Annotated in this window: 25 protein-coding genes; 14 read left to right on the top strand and 11 right to left on the bottom strand. The window is 62.8% G+C overall.

The window, feature by feature from the left end; translation table 11 throughout:
- Nucleotides 1-415: 415 nt before the first annotated feature.
- From RG540_RS03020 to RG540_RS03010, 3 genes are all read right to left on the bottom strand, one after another.
- The gene (locus tag RG540_RS03020) at nucleotides 416-3,877 is read right to left on the bottom strand and encodes a chromosome segregation SMC family protein (protein WP_038584359.1); all 3,462 of its coding nucleotides are present in this window, start codon (nucleotides 3,875-3,877) and stop codon (nucleotides 416-418) included.
- 36 nt (nucleotides 3,878-3,913) lie between these two features.
- Nucleotides 3,914-4,618, bottom strand: coding sequence for a DsbA family protein (locus tag RG540_RS03015; protein WP_038584356.1), 705 nt, complete (start codon nucleotides 4,616-4,618; stop codon nucleotides 3,914-3,916).
- A gap of 144 nt (nucleotides 4,619-4,762) precedes the next feature.
- The gene (locus RG540_RS03010; protein WP_038548869.1) at nucleotides 4,763-5,266 is read right to left on the bottom strand and encodes a DUF721 domain-containing protein; all 504 of its coding nucleotides are present in this window, start codon (nucleotides 5,264-5,266) and stop codon (nucleotides 4,763-4,765) included.
- 87 nt (nucleotides 5,267-5,353) lie between these two features.
- Between RG540_RS03010 and mutY the strand changes: the two genes are divergently transcribed.
- Together mutY and RG540_RS03000 are read left to right on the top strand one after the other, a co-directional pair.
- The gene (gene mutY / locus RG540_RS03005) at nucleotides 5,354-6,439 is read left to right on the top strand and encodes an A/G-specific adenine glycosylase (RefSeq protein ID WP_038584354.1); all 1,086 of its coding nucleotides are present in this window, start codon (nucleotides 5,354-5,356) and stop codon (nucleotides 6,437-6,439) included.
- Nucleotides 6,440-6,457: 18 nt separating this feature from the next.
- Nucleotides 6,458-7,072, top strand: coding sequence for an HAD family hydrolase (locus RG540_RS03000; protein WP_038584351.1), 615 nt, complete (start codon nucleotides 6,458-6,460; stop codon nucleotides 7,070-7,072).
- Nucleotides 7,073-7,097: 25 nt separating this feature from the next.
- Here the strand turns inward: RG540_RS03000 and RG540_RS31040 are convergent, their stop codons facing one another.
- Nucleotides 7,098-7,877, bottom strand: coding sequence for a S24 family peptidase (locus RG540_RS31040; RefSeq protein WP_051909227.1), 780 nt, complete (start codon nucleotides 7,875-7,877; stop codon nucleotides 7,098-7,100).
- 242 nt (nucleotides 7,878-8,119) lie between these two features.
- Nucleotides 8,120-9,250 (bottom strand): site-specific DNA-methyltransferase, encoded by a 1,131-nt coding sequence (locus tag RG540_RS02990; protein WP_038584349.1) that lies wholly within the window; start codon nucleotides 9,248-9,250, stop codon nucleotides 8,120-8,122.
- A gap of 197 nt (nucleotides 9,251-9,447) precedes the next feature.
- Here RG540_RS02990 and RG540_RS02985 point away from each other — a divergent pair, with 197 nt between their 5' ends.
- A complete protein-coding gene (locus RG540_RS02985; protein ID WP_038584346.1) occupies nucleotides 9,448-11,112 on the top strand; it encodes a vWA domain-containing protein in 1,665 nt (554 codons plus the stop codon).
- Between the two features lie 77 nt (nucleotides 11,113-11,189).
- Here the strand turns inward: RG540_RS02985 and RG540_RS02980 are convergent, their stop codons facing one another.
- Nucleotides 11,190-11,537, bottom strand: a complete 348-nt coding sequence (locus RG540_RS02980; protein ID WP_038584345.1) for an antibiotic biosynthesis monooxygenase family protein — start codon at nucleotides 11,535-11,537, stop codon at nucleotides 11,190-11,192.
- The gene (locus RG540_RS02975) at nucleotides 11,534-11,863 is read right to left on the bottom strand and encodes an NIPSNAP family protein (protein ID WP_038584343.1); all 330 of its coding nucleotides are present in this window, start codon (nucleotides 11,861-11,863) and stop codon (nucleotides 11,534-11,536) included. Before RG540_RS02975 ends, RG540_RS02980 begins: the two co-directional genes overlap by 4 nt.
- A 73-nt stretch (nucleotides 11,864-11,936) precedes the next feature.
- Here RG540_RS02975 and RG540_RS02970 point away from each other — a divergent pair, with 73 nt between their 5' ends.
- Nucleotides 11,937-12,620: an ArsR/SmtB family transcription factor gene (locus RG540_RS02970; protein WP_038584341.1), complete on the top strand. Its 684-nt coding sequence runs from the start codon at nucleotides 11,937-11,939 to the stop codon at nucleotides 12,618-12,620.
- Here the strand turns inward: RG540_RS02970 and RG540_RS02965 are convergent.
- From RG540_RS02965 to RG540_RS02955, 3 genes are all read right to left on the bottom strand, one after another.
- Nucleotides 12,571-13,041 carry a DUF1284 domain-containing protein gene (locus RG540_RS02965; protein ID WP_244446613.1) on the bottom strand — a complete coding sequence of 157 codons (471 nt, stop codon included), beginning with the start codon at nucleotides 13,039-13,041 and terminating at the stop codon, nucleotides 12,571-12,573. The two genes, RG540_RS02970 and RG540_RS02965, sit on opposite strands and share 50 nt — an antisense overlap.
- On the bottom strand, nucleotides 13,038-13,625 hold the full coding sequence (locus tag RG540_RS02960) for a biotin transporter BioY (RefSeq protein ID WP_038592957.1): 588 nt from the start codon (nucleotides 13,623-13,625) through the stop codon (nucleotides 13,038-13,040). Before RG540_RS02960 ends, RG540_RS02965 begins: the two co-directional genes overlap by 4 nt.
- A gap of 189 nt (nucleotides 13,626-13,814) precedes the next feature.
- Complete coding sequence (locus RG540_RS02955; RefSeq protein WP_038540709.1) at nucleotides 13,815-14,483, bottom strand: GntR family transcriptional regulator; 669 nt, start codon at nucleotides 14,481-14,483, stop codon at nucleotides 13,815-13,817.
- Between the two features lie 149 nt (nucleotides 14,484-14,632).
- Between RG540_RS02955 and RG540_RS02950 the strand changes: the two genes are divergently transcribed.
- Nucleotides 14,633-15,322 (top strand): HAD family hydrolase, encoded by a 690-nt coding sequence (locus RG540_RS02950; RefSeq protein WP_038584338.1) that lies wholly within the window; start codon nucleotides 14,633-14,635, stop codon nucleotides 15,320-15,322.
- Nucleotides 15,323-15,362: 40 nt separating this feature from the next.
- Here RG540_RS02950 and RG540_RS02945 read toward each other — a convergent pair whose 3' ends face one another.
- Nucleotides 15,363-15,932 (bottom strand): PilZ domain-containing protein, encoded by a 570-nt coding sequence (locus RG540_RS02945; protein WP_080724861.1) that lies wholly within the window; start codon nucleotides 15,930-15,932, stop codon nucleotides 15,363-15,365.
- A gap of 126 nt (nucleotides 15,933-16,058) precedes the next feature.
- On the opposite strand from RG540_RS02945, the gene thrC reads away from it, so the two are divergent.
- The 9 genes from thrC to RG540_RS02900 all read left to right on the top strand — a co-directional run bounded on the left by thrC (nucleotide 16,059) and on the right by RG540_RS02900 (nucleotide 24,527).
- Entirely contained in the window at nucleotides 16,059-17,462 is a 1,404-nt protein-coding gene (gene thrC / locus RG540_RS02940) for a threonine synthase (RefSeq protein ID WP_174479291.1), read from the top strand.
- 33 nt (nucleotides 17,463-17,495) lie between these two features.
- On the top strand, nucleotides 17,496-18,794 hold the full coding sequence (locus RG540_RS02935; RefSeq protein WP_038584335.1) for a M16 family metallopeptidase: 1,299 nt from the start codon (nucleotides 17,496-17,498) through the stop codon (nucleotides 18,792-18,794).
- Between the two features lie 30 nt (nucleotides 18,795-18,824).
- Nucleotides 18,825-19,436: a GNAT family N-acetyltransferase gene (locus RG540_RS02930; protein WP_038540698.1), complete on the top strand. Its 612-nt coding sequence runs from the start codon at nucleotides 18,825-18,827 to the stop codon at nucleotides 19,434-19,436.
- Nucleotides 19,433-22,345 carry an EAL domain-containing protein gene (locus tag RG540_RS02925; RefSeq protein ID WP_038584333.1) on the top strand — a complete coding sequence of 971 codons (2,913 nt, stop codon included), beginning with the start codon at nucleotides 19,433-19,435 and terminating at the stop codon, nucleotides 22,343-22,345. Before RG540_RS02930 ends, RG540_RS02925 begins: the two co-directional genes overlap by 4 nt.
- Nucleotides 22,346-22,541: 196 nt before the next feature.
- Nucleotides 22,542-22,865: an ArsR/SmtB family transcription factor gene (locus tag RG540_RS02920; protein ID WP_038584330.1), complete on the top strand. Its 324-nt coding sequence runs from the start codon at nucleotides 22,542-22,544 to the stop codon at nucleotides 22,863-22,865.
- Nucleotides 22,862-23,293 (top strand): SRPBCC family protein, encoded by a 432-nt coding sequence (locus tag RG540_RS02915; RefSeq protein WP_038584328.1) that lies wholly within the window; start codon nucleotides 22,862-22,864, stop codon nucleotides 23,291-23,293. Before RG540_RS02920 ends, RG540_RS02915 begins: the two co-directional genes overlap by 4 nt.
- Before the next feature lie 74 nt (nucleotides 23,294-23,367).
- Entirely contained in the window at nucleotides 23,368-23,583 is a 216-nt protein-coding gene (locus tag RG540_RS02910; RefSeq protein ID WP_038584325.1) for a hypothetical protein, read from the top strand.
- Between the two features lie 11 nt (nucleotides 23,584-23,594).
- Entirely contained in the window at nucleotides 23,595-24,062 is a 468-nt protein-coding gene (locus RG540_RS02905) for a DUF1801 domain-containing protein (RefSeq protein WP_038584322.1), read from the top strand.
- Nucleotides 24,063-24,083: 21 nt separating this feature from the next.
- Complete coding sequence (locus RG540_RS02900) at nucleotides 24,084-24,527, top strand: DUF1801 domain-containing protein (RefSeq protein WP_038584319.1); 444 nt, start codon at nucleotides 24,084-24,086, stop codon at nucleotides 24,525-24,527.
- Nucleotides 24,528-24,551: the final 24 nt, after the last annotated feature.

Below are 24,551 nucleotides of genomic sequence, written 5' to 3'. Positions count from 1 at the left end.
ACGCATAACTACAAGTTTTATGACGGTTTGGAAACGGATATGGGCAGGATTATGTTGCGCCGCAACAAAAGCGTTCGGATGCGGTTCCGAAATAAGCTTGGGAGGGCTTTGAGAACAAAGCTTTGCGGGGCCGGATCACAGGCGGCCCCGCAAAGCTTTCCGCCCGGGACAGGAAACCCGGACGGGGGGTGGGAAACTTTCAAGTCGGACTGCGAAGCGTATGGACGCTCAAGCGCGTTCCAATTCCACAGTCAACAAAACAACAATAATCCGAAAATTACATCCCCCATATGGGTGATTCTACGTAGATGCAGGTAAATTTATACCGGAGACATAAAGTTGAAAATTGATCCTCGTCAATGAATGGCAAAAATCATGTGCGGCGGAACAGGCAACCCGCCTCAACCGGACCCGCTCAGCTCGCCTCGCGCAGCAGTTCCGCGGTCTGGAGATCGACGGAAACGAGCTGGGAAACGCCCTGTTCGCCCATTGTCACGCCGAAAAGACGGTTCATGCGGGCCATGGTGATGGGATTGTGGGTAATGATGATGAAGCGAGTTTCGGTGGAGGCCGCCATCTCGTCCATTAGATTGCAATAACGTTCCACATTGTGGTCATCCAGCGGCGCATCCACCTCGTCCAGCACGCAGATGGGCGCCGGATTGGTGAGGAAGACGGCGAAGATCAGCGCCATCGCCGTCAGCGCCTGCTCGCCGCCTGACAGGAGCGTCATGGTCTGCGGCTTCTTGCCGGGCGGGCGGGCGAGGATTTCGAGGCCCGCCTCGAGCGGATCGTCCGATTCGATCAGCTGCAGCTCTGCCGTGCCGCCGCCGAAAAGATGGGTGAAAAGCCGCTGGAACTGCTCGTTGACCACGTCGAAGGCGGCCAGCAGCCGTTCGCGGCCCTCGCGGTTGAGGCTCTGGATTGCGCCGCGCAGCTTGCGGATGGCGTCGATCACGTCGGCGCGCTCGCGCATCAGGTTGTCGAGCTTGTCGGAAAGCTCCTTCTGCTCTTCGTCGGCGCGCAGGTTGACGGCCCCAAGCCGTTCCCGCTCCATGCGCAGGCGATCGACCTCGCGCTCGATCTCGCGGACGTCGGGCAGCGTCGAGTCGGGCTTCAGACCGGCCAGCCGCAGGACCTCGTGCGGCGGGACGTTGAGCGTTTCGCGGATACGGACCTCGCTCTCATGACGTTTTTCCGCCGCCGACACCAGACGCTCCTCGGCGCGGCCGCGCTTTTCCCGCGATTCGGCGAGTTCGGACAAGGCAACGACCGCGATCCGGTCGGCTTCGCGCTGATAGGTTTCCGCCTCGGCCAGCCGATCGGCAGCCGCGCGGCGGCTCTCCTCGGCCTTCTGGAGTTCGGTCAGCAGCGCACGGCGCTTGTCGTCGAATTCCTCGGGCGCGGCTTCGAGATCGGCAATCTCTTCGCGGGCCTCTTCCTCGCGTTCTCTGAGGCTCTCGATATGATCGGCAGCGCTCGCCGCCCGAGCCGTCCAGGACGCACGCTCCTGGGCGATCGCGGCAAGGCGCCGCTTGCGGGCCTCGGTCTCGCGGCTCAGGCCCTCGTAACGGGCGCGCGCCTCGGCGAGCAGGCCGCGGTCGGTCGCGACAATCGCCTGCTGATCACGCAGCCGGTTATCGAGATCGGAAATATCCGGCGCATCCTCGAGTTCGATGCGGGCATTTTCTTCCTGGACGCCGAGATCCTCGATCTGGGCAGTTACCTGGCTCACCGCCTCGCCGGCGACGTCGCGGCGACGCATCAGGTCGCCGGCTGCACGTTCGGCAGCGGCCAGCGCATCGCGGGCTTCGGAAAGCTGGCGGGAGGCGATGCGGGCGCGGTCGCGGGCATCCGTAAGGCGCCGTTCCGCAGCGGAAATTTCCGAGGCGGCGACAGCGAGCGCCACTTCGGTTTCGGAGAGCACGATGCGCGCCTCGTCGATCTCGGCTTCCAGTTCCGAGAGGCGGTTCTTCTGGGATAGGCGCAGGGCAGCGGCACCCGGAGCTTCGGAACCGGTAACGTGGCCGTCCCAACGATAGACGGCACCTTCGCGAGTCACCAGGCGCTGGCCGGGCCGCAGCAGGCGCATCATCCGCTGGGCGTCCGCCGCCGCGACGACGCCGATCTGACCAAGGCTACGGGACAGCTCCGGCGGAGCGGTAACATGGGCGATCAGCGACTGAGCACCCTGGGGCAGGCCGGGATCACCGGAACCGTCGCCATTCACCGACCAGTAGGTCGGAGCCGCGACATCGACCGGGCTGTCGAGATCCTCCCCGAGTGCGGCACCGAGGGCTGCCTCGAAACCGCGATCGACGCGGATCATGTCGGCAACCGCGACGAAATCCCCCGACGTCGCACCGGCTGCGAGCATTTTCGAAATGGTACGGGCCTCGGTCTCCAGCGCATTGAGCGCCGAGCGTGCAGCCTCCGCGGGGCCGCGGGCCATCAGTTCGGCGGAGCGCGCGGCAGAAAGTGCGGCTTCCACATCCTCGGCAGCGATCGCTGCATCCTCGACGGCGATTTCCGCCGCTTCGACCGCCTCGCGCCTTTCGGCCGGGTCGTCGAGGCCGGAGAGACGCTCGTTGATGGTGTCCAGCTCGTTCGTCGCATCGCCAAGCTGGCGGTCGAGGCGCTGGCGGCGCTCGGTCAGATCGCGGATCAGCCGTTCGAGCTGGTGACGGCCGGCAGCGGCCTCGGCGCGCTCGGCGGTGATTGCTGAAAACAGCGCTTCGCTCGCCGCAAGCAACGCGGCGGCGGCCTCGAAGGTCTCGCGCATCTCCTCGGCTTCGGCGCCTGTATCGGCGAGCATGTCGTTGAGCTCGGTCTCTTCCTCGCCAAGCTTTTCGAGGAAGGACGTGTTGTCGGCGGCAAGCCGCTCCTCGCGGCTGATATCCTCGCCCAGCTGGACGAGCCGGCGGGTCAGTTCGTCGCGGCGCTTCAGGAGGCGGTTCGCCTCGTCCTCCAGCTGGCCGCGGGCGATCTGCAGGCGCTGCAGGGCCGCACCTGCCTTCGCCTCCTCCTCGCGCAGTTCAGGCAGCTTGAGGCTGGCGATCGCCTGGTTCTTGGCGGCCTCCATCTGCGCCTGCGCCTTTTCGGCGACCACGCTGGTCACCTGGTTGAGCGCGCTTTCCGCCTCGCCTTCCGCCTCCTTGGCCTGAACCCAGCGGATATGCAGTAGCATCGCTTCGCGGGCGCGGATATCGGCCGACAGGGTCTTGAAACGGTTGGCCTGGCGGGCCTGGCGCTTGAGGCTCTCGATCTGGCTTTCGAGCTGCGAGAGCACGTCGTCCAGGCGTTCGAGATTCCCTTCAGCGGCCCGCAGCCGCAGTTCCGCCTCGTGGCGGCGTGAATGCAGGCCGGAAATGCCAGCGGCTTCTTCCAGGAGCTGGCGGCGTGCCTGGGGTTTTGCCTGGATCAGCTCTCCGATGCGGCCCTGCCCGACCATGGACGGCGAGCGAGCGCCGGTCGAGGCATCGGCAAACAGCAGTTGCACATCCTTGGCGCGGGCTTCCTTGCCGTTGATGCGGTAGACGGACCCGGATTCGCGCTCGATGCGGCGGGTTACCTGGATCTCGTCGGAATCGTTGAAGGCAGCAGGCGCCGTGCGGTCGGAATTGTCGAGATAGAGGCCGACTTCGGCCGTATTGCGGGCCGGCCGGTTGCCGGAGCCCGAGAAGATCACGTCGTCCATGCCGGACGCGCGCATGTTCTTGTAGGAGTTTTCCCCCATCACCCAGCGCAGCGCCTCGACAAGGTTCGACTTGCCGCAGCCGTTCGGGCCGACCACACCGGTCAGCCCGCGCTCGATGATGAATTCCGTCGGTTCGACGAAAGACTTGAATCCCAGAACGCGCAGCTTGTTGAACTTCATGCCGCGCCCCTCACCTTCCCTTTAAGGAAGGTGTGCTCACAACAGGCTGTCGATGAGCTTGGACATGGATTCAACCGACATATCTCCCGAATACTTCTTGCCGTTGATCAGGAAGGTCGGCGTGGAATTGACGCCAAATTCATCCGCGGCCCTCTTAACGACAGCATTCACTTCATCGAGAAGCTTCTGGTTCGTCAAGCAGGCCTCGAAAGTCTGCTGTGAGTAACCTGCGAGTTTGACCGTCTGGAGCAGCGCATTGCGCACATTTCCATCCGCCGGCGACGCCCAGCCGCGCTGCTGCTTGAAGAGCATCGAGACCATCGGGAAATACTGGGCCGGCGTCGAAAGCTCGGCGGCGTTCTGCGGGCTGCAGCGGGCAAGCATGAAAGCAGCGGTTGCGACCGGATCGAACGGGAATTCGCGGATGATGAAACGCGCCTTGCCGCTGTCGATATACTTGGTCTTGATCGTGTCGAAGGTCTTGTTGTGGAAGTTGGCGCAATGCGGGCAGGTCATCGACATGTATTCGATGATCGTGACCTTGGCCTTTTCGTCGCCCAGCGCCATTTCCGGCAGCGGGCCCGGCTTCAATGCAGCGGCCATGTCCACGTCGCCCTGGGATTCCGGCATTTCCTGCGCGAAGGCTTCGGAAGCGCCGAGCGGCAGCGCCAGGCAAAGGGCGGTTACAGCCACTCCGCCGAGAAGCGCGCGCCTGGTCATGGTCATTTCGTTCATCTGCATGGAACACCCGTGTGCGAGAAATCTTCAATAAAGGTGACATTCCGTATCGCGGCGCCCCAGCGCGAACAAGCTGTCGATAAGCAAATCTCTTCAAAGAATTGTGACAAATCGGAGGTCTATCAAGAGGATCGGCGAGTTTATCTCTCAGACCTTGCGTTTCTGCTGCAGGACGGCGGTGCCGAGCCTTGCCACCGCCTTCTTGAGCGCCTCGCTTTCGATGCCTTCCATCATGGTTTCCAGCCGCCTGGCGGCCTCGCCCTTCAAAGGCGGCGGCTTGCGGGGATGCTTGAAGGTCTGGGACACCGGTTTCTGGACGATGCGGATCTGGCGCACGGCCGGGAAACCGAAAAAACCGTTGATGCGGGCGATCAATTCACCCTGGGCATGGGTGAGGAAAAGAGCGCGCGCCCCTTCGCAGGCAATCGTCAGAACACCAGCCTGATGACCGCCGCCCGAACCGGTGCCCTCGTCGCGGCGCGGCCAGGCGATCTTTTCCGGCCGCGTGCAATCGGCAAAGTCCTCGCCGGCGATCTCGTCCCAGGAGCCGAGCAGTGCCGTCGATATGCCGGCGCGGCGGGCAAGCACCGGATCGATGATGCCGTTGGCGATTTCCGATATCTGCAACTCGCGTTTCTTGGGATAACTCATGACGCCCGCCATTGCGGCACCGGCAGGCCTTGATGCCGGCGCACTATTCCCACAACTATACGCCATCTCTTCCCATTACGGCAAACGATGCTCCAGACGATCCACATCACCCATGCGCAGAAGCTGCTGACCTGGTACGACCGGCACCACCGCGAGCTTCCTTGGCGGGTGAGCCCGGCCGCGGCAAAGGCCGGAGAACGAGCCGATCCCTACCATATCTGGCTTTCGGAAGTGATGCTGCAGCAGACCACCGTGCAGGCGGTGAAACCCTATTTCGCCAAGTTCCTGACGCTCTGGCCCAAAGTGACCGACCTTGCCGCGGCACCGGTCGAGGACGTGATGGCGGCCTGGGCGGGCCTCGGATATTACGCCCGCGCCCGCAACCTGAAAAAATGCGCCGAAGCGGTTGCGGCCGAGCATGGTGGTGTGTTTCCGGACACCGAGGAAGGCCTGCGAGCACTTCCCGGCATCGGCGACTATACGTCAGCGGCAATCTCGGCCATCGCCTTTAACCGCCAGTCCGCCGTGATGGACGGCAATGTCGAGCGGGTAATTTCACGGCTCTATGCCATCGACGCGCCGCTTCCGGGCTCGAAACCGGCGATGAAGGCGAGGGTTGCCGAACTGACACCGACTGAGCGGCCCGGCGACTTCGCGCAGGCGATGATGGACCTCGGCGCGACTATCTGCACCCCGAAACGGCCGGCCTGCTCGCTCTGTCCCTTCTGCGACGACTGTCTGGCCTTTGCAGAACACGACCCGGAGCGGTTTCCGGTAAAGGCGGCGAAGAAGGAAAAGCCGGTGCGGCTCGGCGCCGTCTTCGTCGCCGTGACGCCGGAGGGCGAAGTGCTGCTCAGGCGGCGGGTCGACAGCGGGTTACTCGGCGGCATGACCGAAGTGCCGACAACCGCCTGGACGTCGCGCATCGATGGCGGGACGACGACGGACCACGCGCCCTTCCCCGCCGCATGGGAAGCATTCGGCACCGTCACCCACGTCTTCACCCATTTCGAACTGAGGCTCTCGGTCTTCCGGGCGAAGACGGCGAGGATCTCTACCGCCGATGGATGGTGGGAACCGGTCACAAATCTCGAGGCCCAGGCCTTGCCGACGGTGATGAAAAAAGCCATCACCCAGGCTATTCCACGGGCCTTCGAAAAATCTCCGAACTGATATTCCCAGGACATATTCATGGCAGCCAAGATCGACCACATCGTCTTCGACATCGGCAAGGTGCTGATCCACTACGATCCGAACCTTCCCTATGCCCGCGTCATTCCGGACGGGAAGGAACGCAGATGGTTCTTTGAGAACGTCTGCACCCATGAATGGAACCTGGAACAGGACCGCGGCCGCAAGTGGGAAGATGCCGAGGCGCTGCTGGTCGAGCAATACCCGGAACGCGAGGAACAGATCCGCGCCTTCCGCAAATACTGGCACGAAATGGTGCCGCATGCCTATGATGGCTCGGTCGCGATCATGGGAGGCCTGATCGACAAGGGCCGCGACGTGACGATGCTGACCAATTTCGCCGCCGACACGTTCGTCCAGGCTAGGCAAATCTTTCCCTTTCTCAACAGACCGCGCGGCGTCACCGTGTCGGGCGAGATCGGCCTGATCAAGCCGGACGTGGCGATCTACGAAAAGCACGCCCGCGACTTCGGCCTGACGCCGGAAGCCTCGATCTTCATCGACGACAGCCAGGCGAATGTCGAAGGTGCCCGTGCGGCCGGCTGGCAGGCGGTGCATTTCAAGGATGCCGAGACGCTGCGGCAGGACCTGATCGCCCACGGCATCGAGGTATAGGGCCTTCCGGTTGCGGGGTCGGTTCCTAAAGGATCCGGCTCGCGGCGCAGACGCGCCCGACGACTTTCAGCTCCGCTAAACCGTCCTTAAGGACGTGCTGCGGGCGATAACGTTCCAGATTGTCCGGCAGCAGTTCGAGGCTGCCATCGGCAAGCCTCTGCACCCGCCGGGCGATCCGTTCCGCGCCGGTATCGAACAGGTAGACCCGGCCGTCCTCCAATTTGCGGTCGCTGGTATCGACGAACATCGGGTCGCCGTCAACGATCGTCGGCGACATGCTGTCGCCCTTGGCGGATACGACCCGCATGTTTTCCGGCTCGACCGAAAGTCTGGCCCAAAAACCTCGCGGTATGGCCGCCCATGTGGTGTCGTGCGGTTCGAGAGGGGGCTGCCTGGTCGCCTCGTTTTCATAAGCCGGGATGACGATACGATCGGCGAGATCCCAGGCCGGGCTCGGCTCGGAAAATCCGGCCGGCTGGTTTTCCAGCGCCGCGAAATGGATGACGCCTTCTTCCACCGACCAGTCGTTGCCGAGATATTCGATCGGCACGTCGGCCAGTTCCGCCATCATGTTGAGCGTGCTGTGGCGCGGCTCGGTCTTGCCGTGGCGGTAGTTGTCGAGGGTGTTGTCGTTCAAGCCCAGCGCACCCACCACCCGCAGGCGGCCGCCGGCGAGCTCGCAAAGGATCAGCATCTTCAGCGCCACGGCCCGGCGCGCAGCATCCCTGCCCTCCCAGCTTGGAGAGAACCGCGCCAACGCACGCTCGATCCGGTGGCGCAGCTCGCCATTGACAGGCATGGACATTCTAAAAAACGCTAAATTGGAAATTCGTTCAACCCGATACAACCTACGATATCAAGCGCAGGTGACGTCGGGAATACCTGAAATTTCGCAAAGTCGAATTTGGCCGAGCGGCAGAAGCGACGAGGGCGCCTGCAAAAGAAATGGCGCCCGGGATCAGCCTTCCCGGGCGCCAATTATCCTCGTCCGGGACTAGAGGTACGAAACCGGACGAGGCATTCGGTCGACGTGGCGGGACCGGTGGATCAGTCTATTTTCGCCATATCGTTTCGGATCACGGATCGCAGTTCGTCGATCGGCTTGAGGGATTTGCCATCGTCGAAATGCCAGAAAGTCCATCCGTTGCATGCATCAAGGCCCTGCACTTTCGCGCCGAGGCGATGAATGGAACCAGCCTCGCCACCTGCCGCGAGCGTGCCGTCGGCGCGGATGATCGCGCTGTGGCGGCGCTTCGCATCGGTCAGGACCTGACCGGGCTTGACGAGACCACTTTCGACCAGAGTGTTGAAGGCGACACGGGGTTCTGCCTTCTTGCCGGTCATGACCGTCAGTTCCGCCTTGCCGAGCGGCTCGACGGAGGCGATGCGCTCGGAAGCCGCATCGATATAATCCTGCTCGCGCTCGATGCCGACAAAATTGCGGCCGAGGCGTTTTGCGACGGCGCCGGTCGTGCCGGTGCCGAAGAAGGGATCGAGAATGATGTCGCCCGGCTTGGTCGAGGCCATGATCACGCGGGCAAGCAGCGCTTCCGGCTTCTGGGTCGGGTGGACCTTCTTGCCGTCGTCGCCCTTCAGGCGTTCGCCGCCGGAGCAGATCGGGAAGAGCCAGTCGGAGCGCATCTGAACGTCGTCGTTGGAGGCCTTCAGCGCATCGTAGTTGAAGGTATAGCCCTTCGACTTGGCGTCGCGGCTCGCCCAGATCATCGTTTCATGGGCGTTCTGGAACCGGCGGCCCTTGAAGTTCGGCATCGGGTTGACCTTGCGCCAGACGATGTCGTTCAGCAGCCAGAAGTTCAGGTCCTGCATGATCGCGCCGACGCGAAAGATATTATGGTAGGAGCCGATGACCCAGATCGTGCCATTCGGCTTGAGGACGCGGCGGCAGGCGAGCAGCCAGGCGCGGGTGAAGGCGTCATAGACTTCGAAGGAGGCGAACTGGTCCCATTCGTCGTCAACGGCATCGACCAGCGACTGATCGGGACGGTGAAGCGTGCCGCCGAGCTGGAGATTATATGGGGGATCGGCAAAGATCGCATCGACGGAATGATCCGGCAGAGCCTCCAGAGCGGCGACGCAATCGCCCTTGATGATGGAGTTTAGCCAAGTGTCCGGACGGACCTGACGCTTCAGGTCGGCCAGCGGAAGAACTGCTGCCATTTGCTACTCGCTACACTCTACTCGATACGAATTTTTACTGCCTGTTATGGTTACCCATTTTGGTTACTAAAGCCTGAAGCGGCTTGGTAAAAAACAAAATAATCCCGCGAGGACCCATTGGGTTTACATTCACAATTCCTGTTGCTGCGCCGCAGGGCCTATGACACCGTGGTCCCATAAACTTTCGGGGGATTTCCATGCGGGTTCTGGCAGTGGCGATGTTTGCAATCTCATGCCTGTTCATGGCTCCGGCGCAGGCGGCCGAACAATCGATCATCGTGCTCGATGCTTCCGGTTCGATGTGGGGCCAGATCGGCGGCAAGGCGAAGATGGAGATCGCCCGCGAAACGCTCAGCGCCGTGCTGCAATCGGTGCCTGCCGACAGCGCGCTCGGACTGATGGTCTACGGCCATCGCGACAAGGGATCGTGCGACGATATCGAACTCGCCATCCCGCCGGCGGTGGGAACCGCCGACAAGATCCGTGCCTTCGTCAAGGGCATCAACCCGAAGGGTAAGACGCCGCTTTCGCAGGCGGTGCGCGAGGCGGCAGAGGCACTGAAATATACCGAGGAGAAGGCGACCGTCATCCTCGTCACCGACGGCCTGGAGACCTGCGAGGCCGATCCCTGCGCGCTTGCCAACGAGCTTGAAAAGAACGGTGTCGACTTCACCGCCCATGTCGTCGGCTTCGGCCTGACCAAGGAGGAAGGCAAGCAGGTGGCCTGCCTTGCGGAAAACACCGGCGGCAAATACCTGCAGGCTTCCGACGCCAAGCAACTGGCCGAGGCGCTGAAGCAGACCGTCGTGGCGGCGCCGAAGCCGGTGGAAAAGCCTGCCCCTGCTCCAGCTCCTGCCGCCGTTCCGCAATTCAACGTCATCGCCACGTCCACGCTTTCCGAAGGCGGGCCGCCACTCGGCAAGGACAATAACGATGTGCAGTGGCTGTTCTACAAGGCCGATGCAAGCGGCCAGGCGGAGGGCGACTATCTCGACAACCAGTATGTCGGGACCTATTCGACGACGCTCGAACCCGGCAGTTACGTCGCGCAGGCAACCCTCAACAACTCGATCAAGAAGCTGGCTCCCTTCGAGGTGAAGCCCGGTGTGATCACCAAGGTAGCCGTCAACTTCGACGCGGCACATCTGACCGTACTGCCCAAGCGGACGCCGCAGGACAAGAAGGCGGATGACAACGCCCGCGTCGATGTCGCCTTCGGCGATTATGCGACGACGTTCTACGGCACCACCAAGGCCTATGTCGCGGCCGGCGACGTCAAACTCACCGGCTCGCTCGGCGCGGTCACGGTGGAGAAGACCGTCGCCGCCAAGGCCGGCGAAAAGATCGAGACGGATCTCGTCATCGGCGCCGGCATGGTCGTCAACAGGGCGACCTATGTGGCGGGCGGGCCGCCGATGGAATCCTCCGAGATCTTCTTCGAAGTGGTCTCGCCGACGATGGACATCAACGGCGCGCGCAAGAGCTTCAACTCCACATACGGCACCGGCACCACGCTCGAAGCGCCGGCCGGCGACCTGATCCTCACCGCCAGGCTGGGCTCGACACGCGCCGAAATTCCGTTCAGCATCAAGGCAGGCGAACGCAAGGACGTGACGATCAACATACAGGCAGGCGTTCTCGCGGTCGCCGCCCCCGACTCCGACCGCATCGTCGTCTTCGATGCGAAAAAGGACATCCAGGGGAATCAGAAGGAGATTTCCTATGGGTTCGGGCCGGAGCACAAGGATACCCTGCCGGCCGGCGACTACGTGGTGAAGCTGACGTTCAAGGGTGACAAGGCACCCGAGGATCGCCCGGTCACCATCAAGGCCGGCGAGCGCAGCGAGATGAAGGTCGACTGATGTGCAACAGCGTGCTTGCCGAGGGCCGCGAATATTCCTGGTGACCGCAGAACCTTGAGATCACGAGGGGCGCGCGTTCACGCCGCATGCACCTCGCGGCTGTCCCTCGGCGCCTCGTCGCGCTCGAACATGCCGTAATCTCTGACGACATGGCCGATGCGCAGGCGGTAATCGGCGAAGACGCCGCCGCGGCCGGCTTTCTGGGCGGCTCGGTGGCTTTCGAGGTTGCGCCATGCCTTGACCGCCTCCTCGTCCCGCCAGAAAGACAGGGAGAGGATTTTTCCGCGCAGGGTCAGACTTTCGAAACGCTCGATCGAGATGAAGCCGTCGATGGTTTCCAGTTCGGAGCGTAGCTCGCCGGCAAGGTCGAGATATTTGTGGCGCTCGCCCATATAGGGGATGACTTCGAAGATGACGGCGATCATGGCTTTACCAAAGCTCCGTGGGGCATGGAGACGTTCTTGAGGAAGATGCGATCCTCCTTCAGGATGAAACGTTCGCGCTTGGAAAACGCATAATTCTCCTGGCCAAGCGGATCGGCCATCAGCCGGGACCGGTAGGTCTCGTAGGCGGCGAGGCTGTCGATGTTGTAGACACCGTAGGCCGTTGTTGCCGAGCCCTCATGCGGGCCGAAATAACCGATCAGGTCGGCGCCGCAGCGCGGGATCGCCTGGCCCCAGTTGCGGGCATATTCGGCGAAGTCGTCCTTCTTGAACGGGTCGATCTCGTAGCGGATGAAACAGGTGATCATGACTTCGTCTCCTTCTGTTGTGGAGGTGTTTTGCCATATTGCCAGACGAAGATGCTTCGGTTACGGTCGAAGTATGAAAGAAGGTCCAGACATTGCCCGCATCGGGATGCTGTTCGGCGATCCCGCCCGCGCCAACATGCTGACCGCCCTAATGGGCGGCCAGGCGCTGACGGCAACCGAGCTTGCGCAGGCCGCCGGCGTGACGGTGCAGACGGCGAGTTCGCATCTCTCCAAGCTCGAGGAAGGCGGTATTCTCGCCCAGCGCAAGCAGGGCCGGCATCGCTATTTCACGCTTGCCGACGCGGCCGCCGGCACGCTGCTCGAAAACATCATGGGGTTTGCGGCAAGCAGGGGCCATCTGCGCCACCGGCCGGGGCCGAAGGACCCGGCACTGCGCAAGGCGCGCGTCTGCTACGATCATCTCGCCGGCGACTATGGGGTCAGGATGCTCGACAGTTTCGTCGCCCGCGGCGCGATCGAGAGCGATGGCGAGAACCTGGCGGTTACCGAGGACGGCCGCGCGGAACTCGGCGCGCTCGGCATCGATGTGGCATCGCTCACATCCAATCGCCGGCCGCTCTGCAAATCCTGCCTCGACTGGAGCGAGCGGCGCTCGCATCTGGCCGGCACGCTCGGCAAGGCGCTGCTTGCCCATTTCCTCGAAAACGGCTGGGCACTGCGCAGTAGCGAGAGCCGCGCGGTGCTGTTCACGCCAGATGGGGAGCGGAAGTTTCTTTCGCTGTTTCCGGCGGGCTGAACGTCATGACCAGCGCGCCTTTGTAATCTTCTCCTGCAATGCGATCGCAAAGGCTGCTCCATTCGCAGCCCGTGCAGGCGTGGCGGGTCACGCCGGCAGAGAAGGCGCGGCGCAGTTGCTCGAACAGCGCCGGATCTGACGCAATCACCGCCCCGATCCGAAGCTCCCGCCCAAGCAGGCGGGCAATATCCGCCAGCGCCGCGGCATCGCGACCGGCAACCGAAGCACCGAAACAATGAGCATCTTCATCCGAGAGAAGCGGGGCGCAGATATCGTCTGGGCCGGAGACGATCTCGATCGGCTCGCCGGCGGAAAGCCGGCCGGCGAGACGACGATAATTGGCGACGAAGGCTGGGCTATAGCCCTCGCCGACAAAGGTCAGCATGCAGAGAAGATGATGCGGCCGCAGCCTCACCGTCACTCTGCCGTGGCGCGCTTGCGGGAGGCGACCGCGGCAAGGACAGCCGCCGCCAGGCCCGATTTCAGTGCCGCACCGAGGATGAACGGACCAACACCTGCCCAAAACGCCTTTTCAGCACCGATCAGTCCCGCAAGCCAGGCCCAGCCGAGCGCAAGGCATAGAAGGTTTGCGATCAGATGTGCCGAGAAGCTGGCGAGGATGCGCCGCCCGGTCCAGCCGCGTTCGGCAAGCCAGCCGACAAGGGCGGCAATCACGGGAAAGGAAAAGAGATAACCGGCTGTCGGCCCCGCGAAGGCGGCAATGCTGCCTGCCCCACCCGCCAGCACGGGCGCTCCAAGTGCTGCTTCTCCAAGCCACGCAAGCACCGTCAAGGCGCCGAGCCGCCAGCCGTAAAGCGCACCGACCATGGTCACGGCGAAGGTCTGCATGGTGATCGGCACCGGAACCATCGGCACGGCGATCCGGGACGCGATCACCAGCACCAGCGTGCCCGCAAGCACGAAAAGGGCTTTGGCTGGCAGGGACCGGCCAACAAGTCGAAAGGGATCGAAAACAAACGGCTGGGGGGAATTAATCAGGGACATCAGGCTCTCCTTCAAATTATAGATAATTTTGATTCCCATCTATTTTATGAGGCGAATTTTCGACGGAGGCAAGGGGCGCAGTGTCGAGCCGACGACCTTACGCAAAACAAATCTGACATCATCTGCGCAAAATAGCCGAATAAGGCCGATTTTTCGGTTGAATAAATTATCTATAATTTTGAGAAATAGTCAGCCGACGATCGCGAAAGTCTCGCGCGCGGCACCGGTCTTGGCCGGTTGCGGGCCGCGGCCGATCCATTGCACGTGCTTCTGCAGGATGGCGGCGGCCTCGTCGATCTTGCCCTGCCGAAGTGCGGCCAGGATGGCGCGATGGTCGTGGTCGGTGCGCTTTTCCCAGCCGGACTGCCAGGCGGAAAACAGGAACCTGGCGCTTGCGGCATGCAGGTCGTCGATCGAGGCGAGCAGGCGCTTCATGCCGCAGGGGGTGAGAATCAGCCGATGAAAGCGGCGGTTCGCCTCTTCCCAGGCATGCACGTCGGCGGCGGCATCGCCTTGCCTCGCCGCCTCCTCCGCCGCGTCGAGAATGGCGGGGGTCAGGTGGCGGGCGGCGTGGCGGAGCGCCAGCACTTCCAGCACCGCGCGCATTTCCGCCACTTCGCGGACTTCAGCCAGATCGAAGGAGGCGACGCGCACGCCGCGGCGCGGCTCGCTGATTGCCAGGCCCTGCGCCTCCAGCCGGCGGAATGCCTCACGCACCGGTACATGGCTGGTCTCGAATTCCTCGGCGATGTGATCCTGGCGGAGACGGGCACCGGGGGCGAGTTCGCCGCGCACGATGCGATCGGCAAGCACCCGGCTGATGCGGCTGGCGATTGTGTCTTCCGGTTCCTTGCCCATCAGCGTTCCTTAGAGCGCCGTTTTCCGCTTGTCGAGAGCCGCCCGCTCCGCTTGTCCCAGCCATGCAAGGCGGTTGGTTGAGGTTTGTCCTGCCATCGTATAAAAGGCCGCCTCACCCTCCATGCAAGGCCCATAAAAGGCATTCCCCCATGAGCAGCTTCGACCTCATCATCTTCGATTGCGACGGCGTGCTCGTCGATTCAGAAATCATCGCGGCGCAGGTGGAATCCAGGCTGCTGACCGAAGCGGGTTATCCGATCAGCGTCGAGGAAATGGGCGAGCGCTTCGCCGGCATGACCTGGAAGAACATCCTGCTGGCCGTGGAAAAGGAAGCCGATATTCCGCTGTCCGCCTCGCTGCTCGACAAGTCCGAGACGCTGCTCGATGCGCGGCTTGCCCGCGACGTGAAGATCATCGACGGCGTGAAGTTCGCGCTGGCAAGGCTGACGACGCAACGCTGCATCTGCTCCAATTCAAGTACCCACCGCCTCGACGTGATGCTCGAAAAGGTCGGCCTGAAACCCTATTTCGCGCCACATATCTATTCGGCCAAGGATCTCGGGCCGGATCGGGTGAAGCCGAAGCCGGATATCTTCCTGCATGCGGCCGAGCAGTTCAAAGTCTCGCCGGAGAAGTGCCTGGTGATCGAGGATTCCACCCATGGCGTCCATGGCGCCAAGGCGGCCGGCATGCGCGTCGTCGGCTTTACCGGCGCATCGCATACCTATCCGAGCCACGCCGACCGGTTGACCGATGCGGGTGCTGAAACGGTGATCTCACGGATGATGGATCTGCCGGCCGTCATCGCCGCGCTCGGCGAATGGGCCGGCGCGTTCTGATCATCCCGATCAGTTCTTTCTAGATTAGTTCCGGCCTCGATTATTTCTGGCGGACCGGCTTCTTCGCCGGGCCGGCGTCGAAGCCGAGGCGGACGCGGGTGAAGCGCGAGGCGCCGCCTTGCGCGTTCGGGATCTGCACATCCGCCTTGTTGAAGATGAACTGGGTGCCGCCGGCCGGCATGTCGACCGGGAAAGCCACCTTCTGCGAATAAATGACGCTGTCGCCGTCCACGACTTCGACAAGGATCGGCAAGGTGACCTTGCCGGGAACGCCGACCGGGCCCTGGACGAGGCGCCCTTGCGCGACGACGTTGATGGTCAGCGTCGTCTCATTGGCGGTGCACTGGCGCGTCGCATCGGCGAGCGACGCCTGGTAGAGCAGTTTTTCCGGCTTGTTCTCGCCACCGCGCGCATAGGCGCGGTGAATAGCGGTCTGTTCCAGCATGACGACTGGCGGGCAGAATGCCTGCACGACGGCAGTTGCTGCCTCAGCGGCGGGGGCGGCAGTAGCGGTCGGGGTCAGCCCCTCTGTCGGCGCCGAGGAATTGCAGCTTGCGAGAACCGCCACGAGCGACACCGCCAGAAGACCACGCGAAATCTTTGCAAACACCGTACTCAACCCTCTTCCATCCCAATATCTGGGCCATTTACCTGGCGAACCGGAGCGTCACTTTCCGGTCTTTCACCGCCCATTTTCCTGGTCTATATCAGCGGCGCGAATAAAAATCGATTGGGGTTGATGGTCGTGGACTATATTTCTACCCGGGGCGAAGCCGCTCCGCTCGGATTCCGGGATGCGCTGATGGCGGGCCTTGCCCGCGACGGCGGCCTTTACGTGCCACGTCAATGGCCTTCGCTCTCCAAAAAGGAGATCCGCGCCCTGCGCGGCAAGACCTATCAGGAGGTCGCCTTCGAGATCCTCAAGCACTTCGTCGGCGACGAGATTCCCGCCGACAAGTTGAAGTCGATGATCGACGAAGCCTATGCCACGTTCCGGCATCCGGCCGTCGTGCCGCTGGTGCAGACGGGACCGAACGATTTCGTGCTCGAACTCTTCCACGGCACGACGCTCGCCTTCAAGGACGTTGCGATGCAGCTGCTCGCCCGGCTGATGGACTATGTGCTCGCCGAGCGCGGCGAGCGGGCGACCATCGTCGGCGCGACGTCGGGCGATACCGGCGGGGCAGCGATCGACGCATTCGCGGGCCGCGAGCGCACCGACATCTTCATCCTTTTCCCGCATGGCAAGGTCTCGTCCGTGCAGCAGCGGCAGATGACGACCTCCAGTGCCGCCAACGTGCATGCGCTGGCGCTGAAGGGCAATTTCGACGACTGCCAGAACATCGTCAAGGAGATGTTCAACGACGTCGCCTTCCGCGACCGGGTCAGGCTTTCGGGCGTCAATTCGATCAACTGGGCACGGATCATGGCGCAGGTGGTCTATTATTTCACCGCCGCGGTTTCGCTCGGCGGGCCGGACCGGAAAATCTCCTTCACCGTGCCGACCGGCAATTTCGGCGATATCTTCGCCGGCTATGTGGCCAAGAAGATGGGCTTGCCGATCGACCGGCTGGTGATCGCCACCAATGACAACGACATCCTCGCTCGGACGCTGAAGACCGGCCGCTACGAGATGCGCGATGTCAAGGCGACCACCTCGCCTTCGATGGACATCCAGATCTCGTCCAATTTCGAGCGGCTGCTGTTCGAGGCCTATGGCCGCGACGCCGCCTCGGTGCGCGCCGCCATGGCTGGCCTCAAGCAATCCGGCAGCTTCGAGATCAAGCCGGAGGCGCTGAAGGCGATCCGCCGCGAATTCCGCGCCGGGCGGGCGACGGAGCGGCAGGTTGCCGCGACGATCCGCGAGACGCTTGCCGAGACCGGTTACCTGCTTGACCCGCATACGGCGACCGGCGTTTTCGTCGCAAAAAAGAACGCAAAGCCGGCGAGCCCGATGGTGACGCTTGCGACCGCCCACCCGGCCAAATTCCCGGCCTCGGTAAAATCCGCTTGCGGAATTGATCCGGCGCTTCCATCATGGCTTGCTGATCTTATGCAAAGGGAGGAGCGCTTCGATATCTTGGAGCCTGAGCTTAAGTCCGTCGAAACTTTCATCGGCGAGCATGCCCGCGCTAAGTAAGTAAGGTATCGGCGGCGCCGGAAAGACGTAAACATGAATGTAGAAATCACCCGGCTCGCCTCCGGGTTGACGGTCGTCACCGAAACCATGCCGCATCTGGAGAGCGTCGCGCTGGGTGTCTGGATCAAGTCCGGATCGCGTAACGAGACCGAGGACGAACACGGCATCGCCCATCTCCTCGAGCACATGGCCTTCAAGGGTACCGCCCGCCGCAGCGCCCGCGACATCGCCGAGGAAATCGAGAATGTCGGCGGCGAGCTCAACGCCGCGACATCCACCGAAACCACCTCCTATTACGCCCGCGTGCTCAGGGACCATGTCCCTCTCGCGGTCGATATCCTTGCCGACATCCTGACGGAATCCGCCTTCGACGAGGAAGAACTGCGTCGCGAAAAGCACGTCATCCTGCAGGAGATCGGCGCTGCCAACGACACGCCCGACGACGTGGTGTTCGACAAGTTTTCCGAGGTCGCCTATCGCGGCCAGACGATCGGCCGGCCGATCCTCGGCACGCCGGATACGGTCAAGGGGTTCACCCCGGGGCAGATCCGCAACTATCTTTCGCGCAACTACACGACGGACCGGATGTTCGTGGTCGCCGCCGGCGCCGTCGATCATGCGACGTTCACCAAGCAGGTGGAGGAGCGCTTCGCCAGCCTGCCTATGACCCCGAGTTCGCCGCCCGTGCTCGAAACCGCCCGCTATATCGGCGGCGACGTGCGCGAAACACGCGACCTGATGGACGCGCAGGTTCTGCTCGGTTTCGAGGGCAAGGCCTATCACATGCGCGACTTCTATTGTTCGCAGATTCTGGCGAACATCCTCGGCGGCGGCATGTCCTCGCGCCTGTTCCAGGAAGTGCGCGAGCACCGCGGCCTCTGCTACTCGGTCTATGCCTTCCACTGGGGTTTTTCCGATACCGGCATCTTCGGCATCCACGCGGCAACCGGCGGCAACGAGCTGCCGACGCTGGTACCTGTCATCATCGACGAGCTGCGCAAGTCTTCGGAAACCATTCATCAGCAGGAAATCGACCGCGCCCGCGCCCAGATCCGCGCCCAGTTGCTGATGGGCCAGGAAAGCCCGGCGGCACGCGCCGGCCAGATCGCCCGCCAGATGATGCTCTACGGACGCCCGATCCCGAACCCGGAAATGATGGAACGGCTGGAAGGGATCACGACCGAGCGGCTCACCGATCTTGCCGGACGGCTGTTTTTCGATACAGTTCCGACATTGTCGGCGGTCGGCCCGATCGAACAGCTTGCACCGTTGAGCGACATCACCACGGCGCTTGCCACGCCGGGGATCCAGACCAAGAAGGCTGCCGGTTAAACCGGCCGCCCTGCCCGGAGCAGCACTAGCATGACCAAGTCGGTGTTTCGGTTCCTGTCGCGACAGCCGGACACACCAGAGCTTTATGGCGAAAACCACCTGCTCCGGCTCCCCCGTTATTCCGACTACAAGCAGTGGCAGCGGCTGCGCTCGGAAAGTCGTCCCTTTTTACAGCCCTGGGAGCCGGTCTGGCGGCCGGACGAACTGACCGAAGGATCGTTCCGCCTGCGTGTCGTCAGAAGCGGCCAGGAATATGCCTCGGGCCTTGCCGTGCCGCTACTTCTCTTCCGCCGCGACGACCAGGTGCTGCTCGGCGGCCTGACCATCGGCTATATCCGCCGGGGTGCGGCGCAGAGTTGCATGGTCGGCTACTGGATGGGCGAGAAACATTCCGGCCAAGGCCATATGTTGGCCGCATTGAAGGTGGCTATCCCGTATATCTACGGCGGACTTCAGTTGCACCGGATCGAGGCAGCCTGTATTCCGGAGAACTGGAAGAGTGTCCGGCTTTTGGAAAAGGCCGGTTTCGAGCAGGAAGGTCTTTTGCGCAAGTATCTCAAAATCAATGGCGAATGGCGCGACCACCTGATGTTTTCCCGGCTGCCGGAAGACGGTGAGTTCGGGAAGATGCTGAAGCCATGAGTGCCTCGTTCTTGCGTCTTGCGCCTTTGATCCGATTTATTCCGGCGATCATCGCCCTCCTTGCTGCCGCCATATTGCTGACGGCGGCGCCGACTGCGCGCGCCGCTGAGCCGGTCAAGATCTCGCGAGACGACACAGCGCTCGACCTTACGAGAACCACGGATATCTACGTCAACCAGGGCGAAGCCTTCCAGGTGTCGACGGCCGCCGGCTCGGACGGCATCCGTCGCCGCATCGAGGTGCGCGCCAGTTCCCCCGGCCACCAGGGCGACTGGGCTGTTTTTGCACTTTCCAACGTCTCCGAAGAACAGCTCGAACGGGTGATCGTCGCGCCGCATTTCCGGCTCGCCAATTCGAAAATGTTCTGGCCGGATCTCGGCTCGCAGCGCATCATCTCGATCACGCCTTCGGAAGGTTTTGCGCTCGACAGGATACCGAGCCCGGATGCCGACGTTTTCCGGATTACTCTGAACCCCGGCTCGACCATCACCTTCGTCGCGGAACTGGCGACGCCGTCGCTGCCGCAGATCTATCTCTGGCAGCCGGACGCCTACAAGGACACGGTCAACTCGTTCACCCTCTATCGCGGCATCGTGCTCGGCATTGCCGGCCTGCTGGCGGTGTTCCTGACCATTCTCTTCGTCGTCAAGGGCACGTCGATGTTGCCGGCGGCGGCAGCCCTTGCCTGGGCGGTGCTCGCCTATATCTGCGTCGATTTCGGCTTCCTCGACAAGTTGATCACCGTCACGTCGGGCGACCAGCGCATCTGGCGCGCGGCCGCGGAAGTGGCGCTCGCCTCCTCGCTCGTGATCTTCCTGTTCACCTATCTCAACCTCAACCGCTGGCACGTGCATCTCGGCTACGCGACGCTTGCCTGGGTGGTCGGCCTGGTGCTGCTCGGCGGCGTGGCGATTTACGATCCGTCAGTCGCGGCAGGTATCGCCCGCCTTTCCTTCGCGCTGACCGGCACCGTCGGCATCCTGTTGATCATCTATCTCGGCTTCAACCGCTACGACCGGGCGATCCTGCTGGTGCCGACCTGGGCGCTGATCCTCGTCTGGCTGTTCGGCGGCTGGCTGACGGTGACCGGCAAGCTCGACAACGACATTATCCAGCCGGCACTCGGCGGCGGCCTCGTGCTGATCGTTCTGTTGATCGGCTTCACGGTCATGCAGCACGCCTTTGCCGGCGGCGCCTATCAGCAGGGCCTGTTCTCCGACCTCGAGCGGCAATCGCTGGCGCTGACCGGCAGCGGCGACACCGTCTGGGACTGGGACGTGGCCCGCGACCGCGTCGTCACCACGCCCGACATATCGACCCGCCTCGGGCTCGATTCCGGCGCCATGCACGGGCCGGTGCGCAACTGGGTGCCGCGGCTGCATCCCGATGATCGCGACCGTTTTCGCGCGACACTGGACGTCTTGCTGGAACACCGCCGCGGCCGGCTGAACCACGAATTCCGCATCCGCGCCGAGGACGGGCATTTCCACTGGTTGCAAATCCGCGCCCGGCCGGTGCTGGGCTCGAACGGCGAAATCATCCGCTGCGTCGGCACGATCATCGACGTCACCGAACAGAAGAACTCCGTCGAGCGGCTGCTGCAGGACGCGATGCACGACAACCTGACCGGCCTGCCAAACCGCCAGGTCTTCCTCGACCGGCTGCAATCGGTGCTGACGCTGGCGCCCGGCGGCGACACCGTGCGTCCGACTGTGATGGCGATCGACATCGACCGTTACAAGCAGGTCAATGACTCACTCGGCATCGCGGCCGGCGACAATATCCTGATCGCGCTGACCCGGCGCCTGCGCCGCCTGCTGAAGCCGCAGGATACGCTGGCGCGGCTTGCCGGCGACCAGTTCGGACTGATCCTGGTTTCGGAGCGAGATCCCGCCAAGGTGGCGGATTTTGCCGATGCGGTTTCCAAGGCGATCATGGTGCCGATCAACTTCGCCAACCGCGAGATCATCCTCACCGCCTCGATCGGCCTCTCCTCCTGGGTCGACCAGCAGGAAAGCGCTTCGGGCATGCTGGCCGACGCGGAACTTGCCATGTATCGGGCGAAACGCGCCGGCGGCAACCGCGTCGAGCCATTCCGCCCGGCGTTCCGGGCCGCCGGCGCAGACAAGCTACAGATCGAAACAGACCTTCGCCGGGCCATCGAACGCAAGGAGCTGTTTCTTGCCTATCAGCCGATCATCCGTCTGAAGGACGGCGAGATTGCCGGGTTCGAAGCGCTGATGCGCTGGGATCATCCCAAGCGTGGTAGTATTCCGCCGTCGGAATTCATTCCGATTGCCGAGATGTCGGACCTGATCGGCCCGCTCGGCCTGTTCGCCATCGACCGTGCCGCCTCGGACCTGATGGTCTGGCAGCAGCAGACAGGCAACCTGCCGGTGTTCGTATCGGTCAACCTGTCGAGCGCGCAGCTACTCAACGCAGACCTTTATAACGACGTGCGGGCACTGCTGCAGAAGACCCAGGTCAACCCGGGCCAGCTGAAGCTCGAGCTTACCGAATCGCTGATGATGGAGAACCCGGAACAGGCGCGGCTGGTGCTCGGCAAGCTCAAGGAGACGGGCCTCAGCCTGGCGCTCGACGATTTCGGCACCGGCTATTCGTCGCTCGCCTACCTCACGCAATTCCCCTTTGACACGATCAAGCTCGACAAGGCGCTGGTCCGCAACGCAACGGAAAAGCGGGCCGTGCTGCTGCGCTCCGTGATCGCCATGGCCCGCGCGCTGGAGATGACCGTGGTGGCGGAAGGCGTGGAGACCGACGAGGATGCGGCGGAACTCGCCAAGATGGGCTGCCATTTCGGCCAGAGCTATCTGTTCGGTCCGCCTGCCCCAGCAGACGCCGTGCTCCGGCTTCTGAAAGAGCGCTTTCCGCTGACCAAGCGGGCCTAAAGCGTACTGCGCCGGGGTCCATCGCCCCTCGCGGACCGGTATCGGCATCATACGATGCATAGCCCCCAGGGCATGAGAAATCCACACGCAGCCACTCCGGGTCCAGCGAAACCGCTTTGAGGCCTCCTGTTCCCGCTTGACTTATTCATAGCTCCCTGGCTATACGTTAATCCATAGCCAACGAGGTATGAATTTAGTGTCGGACGCTCACGATGTGCTCTTCAGAACGCTCGCCGACCCCACGCGCCGAGCCATTTTCGAACGGCTGTGCCGGGAAGGCGAGAAGACGGTCGGGGTGCTCACGGCGCAGGCCGGGGTTTCGCAGCCGGTCGTCTCGAAACATCTCGGCTTGCTGAAGCGCGCCGGGCTGGTGCGCGATCGTCATGAAGGCCGCCAGACGCATTACAGCGCGCAGCTCGGCGCACTCGCCCCGCTGGTAGACTGGACAAGCGAGATGGCCGGATTCTGGCAAAACCGCTTCGACAAGCTCGAAGACCTACTCAAAAGGATGGACCAATGAACGAGACCTCGACCGAAACGCGCACCGTCGTCGTCGAACGCGATATTCCTCACCCGGCGGAAAAGGTCTGGCGCGCGCTCACGCAGCAGCACCTGATCGAGGAATGGCTGATGAAGAACGATTTCCAGCCGGCCGTCGGGCACCGCTTCAAGCTTCGCGGCGAATGGGGCGGCGTGCTGGACTGCGAAGTGCTGGCTGTGGAGGTTCATAAAAAGCTCTCCTACACCTGGGACCATGCACACGACGATGCGGCCTATAATCTGAAAAGCGTAGTGACCCTGACGCTCACCCCGACCCGCACCGGAACCCATCTGCGCATGGAGCAATCCGGCTTCAGGCCCGAGCAGAAACTCGCCTACAACGGTGCCCGCCATGGATGGCAGGGATTCCTCGGAGCGCTGGAGACGGTTTTGGCGGGGATCGACTGAGGTCTGGCGACAGGCCACGGCCGGATTTTTTTACAGGGCGGCAGGGCCGCTTGTTTTCAGAGGAGGTATTACCGTTGAACTGGAACACGCTTACTCGGCAGGTCCACCGCTGGCTGTCGATCGTCTTCACGATCACCGTGGTGGCCAATTTCGTCGCCATGGGCTTTGGGGAACCGCCCCTGTGGGTGGTCTATTCTCCCCTGCTCCCGCTCTTCCTGCTATTGTTCAGCGGCCTATATCTGTTTGCGCTGCCTTATGCCCGCCGTGGCGGGCAAGATGTTCGTGGATAGGAGTGAAGCGAATGGCCGGCAAGCCGTCCAAAACGCCCGTGAATATTGCCAAGGCATCCGCCGGTGATGTCGGTGCGGGGCCGGTGCTGCTCTCGGGCGGCAATCCGCAGATCGCCAAGGGTTATGGCGACGCCCCGGTGCAGGCCTATATCGCGGCCATGCCGGGCTGGAAAAGCGATGTCGGGCGCCGCCTCGACGCGCTCGTCACCAGCACCGTCCCCAACGTTTACAAGGCGGTCAAATGGAACTCGCCGCTCTATGGCATCGAGGGCGACGGCTGGTTCCTCGGCGTCCATTGCTTCGCGAAATACATCAAGCTGGCCTTCTTCCGCGGCGCCTCGCTCAGTCCAATCCCTCCCGGCACCTCCAAGACGCCGCAGATGCGCTACGTCCATATCCATGAGGGAGACGAACTCGACGAAGCGCAGCTAGCCGATTGGGTGAAGCAGGCCAGTCAGTTGCCCGGCGAACGAATGTAGCAACGGGCGAAACGCAACAGCATGAAGGAAGCGACGGCAACCATGGAAACGATAAAAAGCAGTTCGACGGACAAGCAAGCCTCTCCGGCACAGCTGATCGACGCGCGGATCAGCGAGCTTGGCGATTGGCGGGGCGAGACGCTCGCTCGTGTCCGGTCTCTGATCAAGCAGGCAGAGCCCGGCGTGGTCGAGGAATGGAAGTGGCGAGGGGTTCCGGTCTGGGAGCTCGGCGGGATCATCTGCACCGGCGAGACCTACAAGAATGCAGTGAAACTGACCTTTGCCAAAGGGGCTTCGCTGGAGGATCCGTCAGGCCTCTTCAACTCCAGCCTCGACGGCAATACCCGGCGCGCCATCGATCTCCACGAGAGCGACAAGATCGATGAAGAGGCGTTGAAGGCACTTATCCGCGCCGCCGTGGCATTGAATGCCGCCCGGTCCCAAAAGAAGCCGAAGAGCGCCTGATCAGGGGCTTAACTGTTAGACCAG

Source organism: Neorhizobium galegae bv. orientalis str. HAMBI 540, assembly GCF_000731315.1.
Lineage (GTDB): Bacteria > Pseudomonadota > Alphaproteobacteria > Rhizobiales > Rhizobiaceae > Neorhizobium > Neorhizobium galegae.
Note: the sequence above shows the minus strand (reverse complement) of the source record. Positions and strands in the feature narration are given on the sequence as shown.

Excerpts from the sequence above, each read along its gene's own strand:
- RG540_RS03000 (WP_038584351.1), top strand. The coding sequence starts at position 6,458 with ATGGCAGCCAAGATCGACCACATCGTCTTCGACATCGGCAAGGTGCTG.
- RG540_RS02905 (WP_038584322.1), top strand. The coding sequence starts at position 23,595 with ATGGCCGGCAAGCCGTCCAAAACGCCCGTGAATATTGCCAAGGCATCC.
- RG540_RS02915 (WP_038584328.1), top strand. The coding sequence starts at position 22,862 with ATGAACGAGACCTCGACCGAAACGCGCACCGTCGTCGTCGAACGCGAT.
- RG540_RS02975 (WP_038584343.1), bottom strand. The coding sequence starts at position 11,863 with ATGATCACCTGTTTCATCCGCTACGAGATCGACCCGTTCAAGAAGGAC.
- RG540_RS03020 (WP_038584359.1), bottom strand. The coding sequence starts at position 3,877 with ATGAAGTTCAACAAGCTGCGCGTTCTGGGATTCAAGTCTTTCGTCGAA.
- RG540_RS02925 (WP_038584333.1), top strand. The coding sequence starts at position 19,433 with ATGAGTGCCTCGTTCTTGCGTCTTGCGCCTTTGATCCGATTTATTCCG.
- RG540_RS02980 (WP_038584345.1), bottom strand. The coding sequence starts at position 11,537 with ATGATCGCCGTCATCTTCGAAGTCATCCCCTATATGGGCGAGCGCCAC.
- RG540_RS02990 (WP_038584349.1), bottom strand. The coding sequence starts at position 9,250 with ATGGCAGCAGTTCTTCCGCTGGCCGACCTGAAGCGTCAGGTCCGTCCG.
- RG540_RS02930 (WP_038540698.1), top strand. The coding sequence starts at position 18,825 with ATGACCAAGTCGGTGTTTCGGTTCCTGTCGCGACAGCCGGACACACCA.
- RG540_RS03015 (WP_038584356.1), bottom strand. The coding sequence starts at position 4,618 with ATGCAGATGAACGAAATGACCATGACCAGGCGCGCGCTTCTCGGCGGA.
- RG540_RS02970 (WP_038584341.1), top strand. The coding sequence starts at position 11,937 with ATGAAAGAAGGTCCAGACATTGCCCGCATCGGGATGCTGTTCGGCGAT.
- RG540_RS02985 (WP_038584346.1), top strand. The coding sequence starts at position 9,448 with ATGCGGGTTCTGGCAGTGGCGATGTTTGCAATCTCATGCCTGTTCATG.
- RG540_RS02955 (WP_038540709.1), bottom strand. The coding sequence starts at position 14,483 with ATGGGCAAGGAACCGGAAGACACAATCGCCAGCCGCATCAGCCGGGTG.
- RG540_RS03010 (WP_038548869.1), bottom strand. The coding sequence starts at position 5,266 with ATGAGTTATCCCAAGAAACGCGAGTTGCAGATATCGGAAATCGCCAAC.
- RG540_RS31040 (WP_051909227.1), bottom strand. The coding sequence starts at position 7,877 with ATGTCCATGCCTGTCAATGGCGAGCTGCGCCACCGGATCGAGCGTGCG.
- mutY (WP_038584354.1), top strand. The coding sequence starts at position 5,354 with ATGCTCCAGACGATCCACATCACCCATGCGCAGAAGCTGCTGACCTGG.
- RG540_RS02960 (WP_038592957.1), bottom strand. The coding sequence starts at position 13,625 with ATGTCCCTGATTAATTCCCCCCAGCCGTTTGTTTTCGATCCCTTTCGA.
- RG540_RS02950 (WP_038584338.1), top strand. The coding sequence starts at position 14,633 with ATGAGCAGCTTCGACCTCATCATCTTCGATTGCGACGGCGTGCTCGTC.
- RG540_RS02900 (WP_038584319.1), top strand. The coding sequence starts at position 24,084 with ATGAAGGAAGCGACGGCAACCATGGAAACGATAAAAAGCAGTTCGACG.
- RG540_RS02935 (WP_038584335.1), top strand. The coding sequence starts at position 17,496 with ATGAATGTAGAAATCACCCGGCTCGCCTCCGGGTTGACGGTCGTCACC.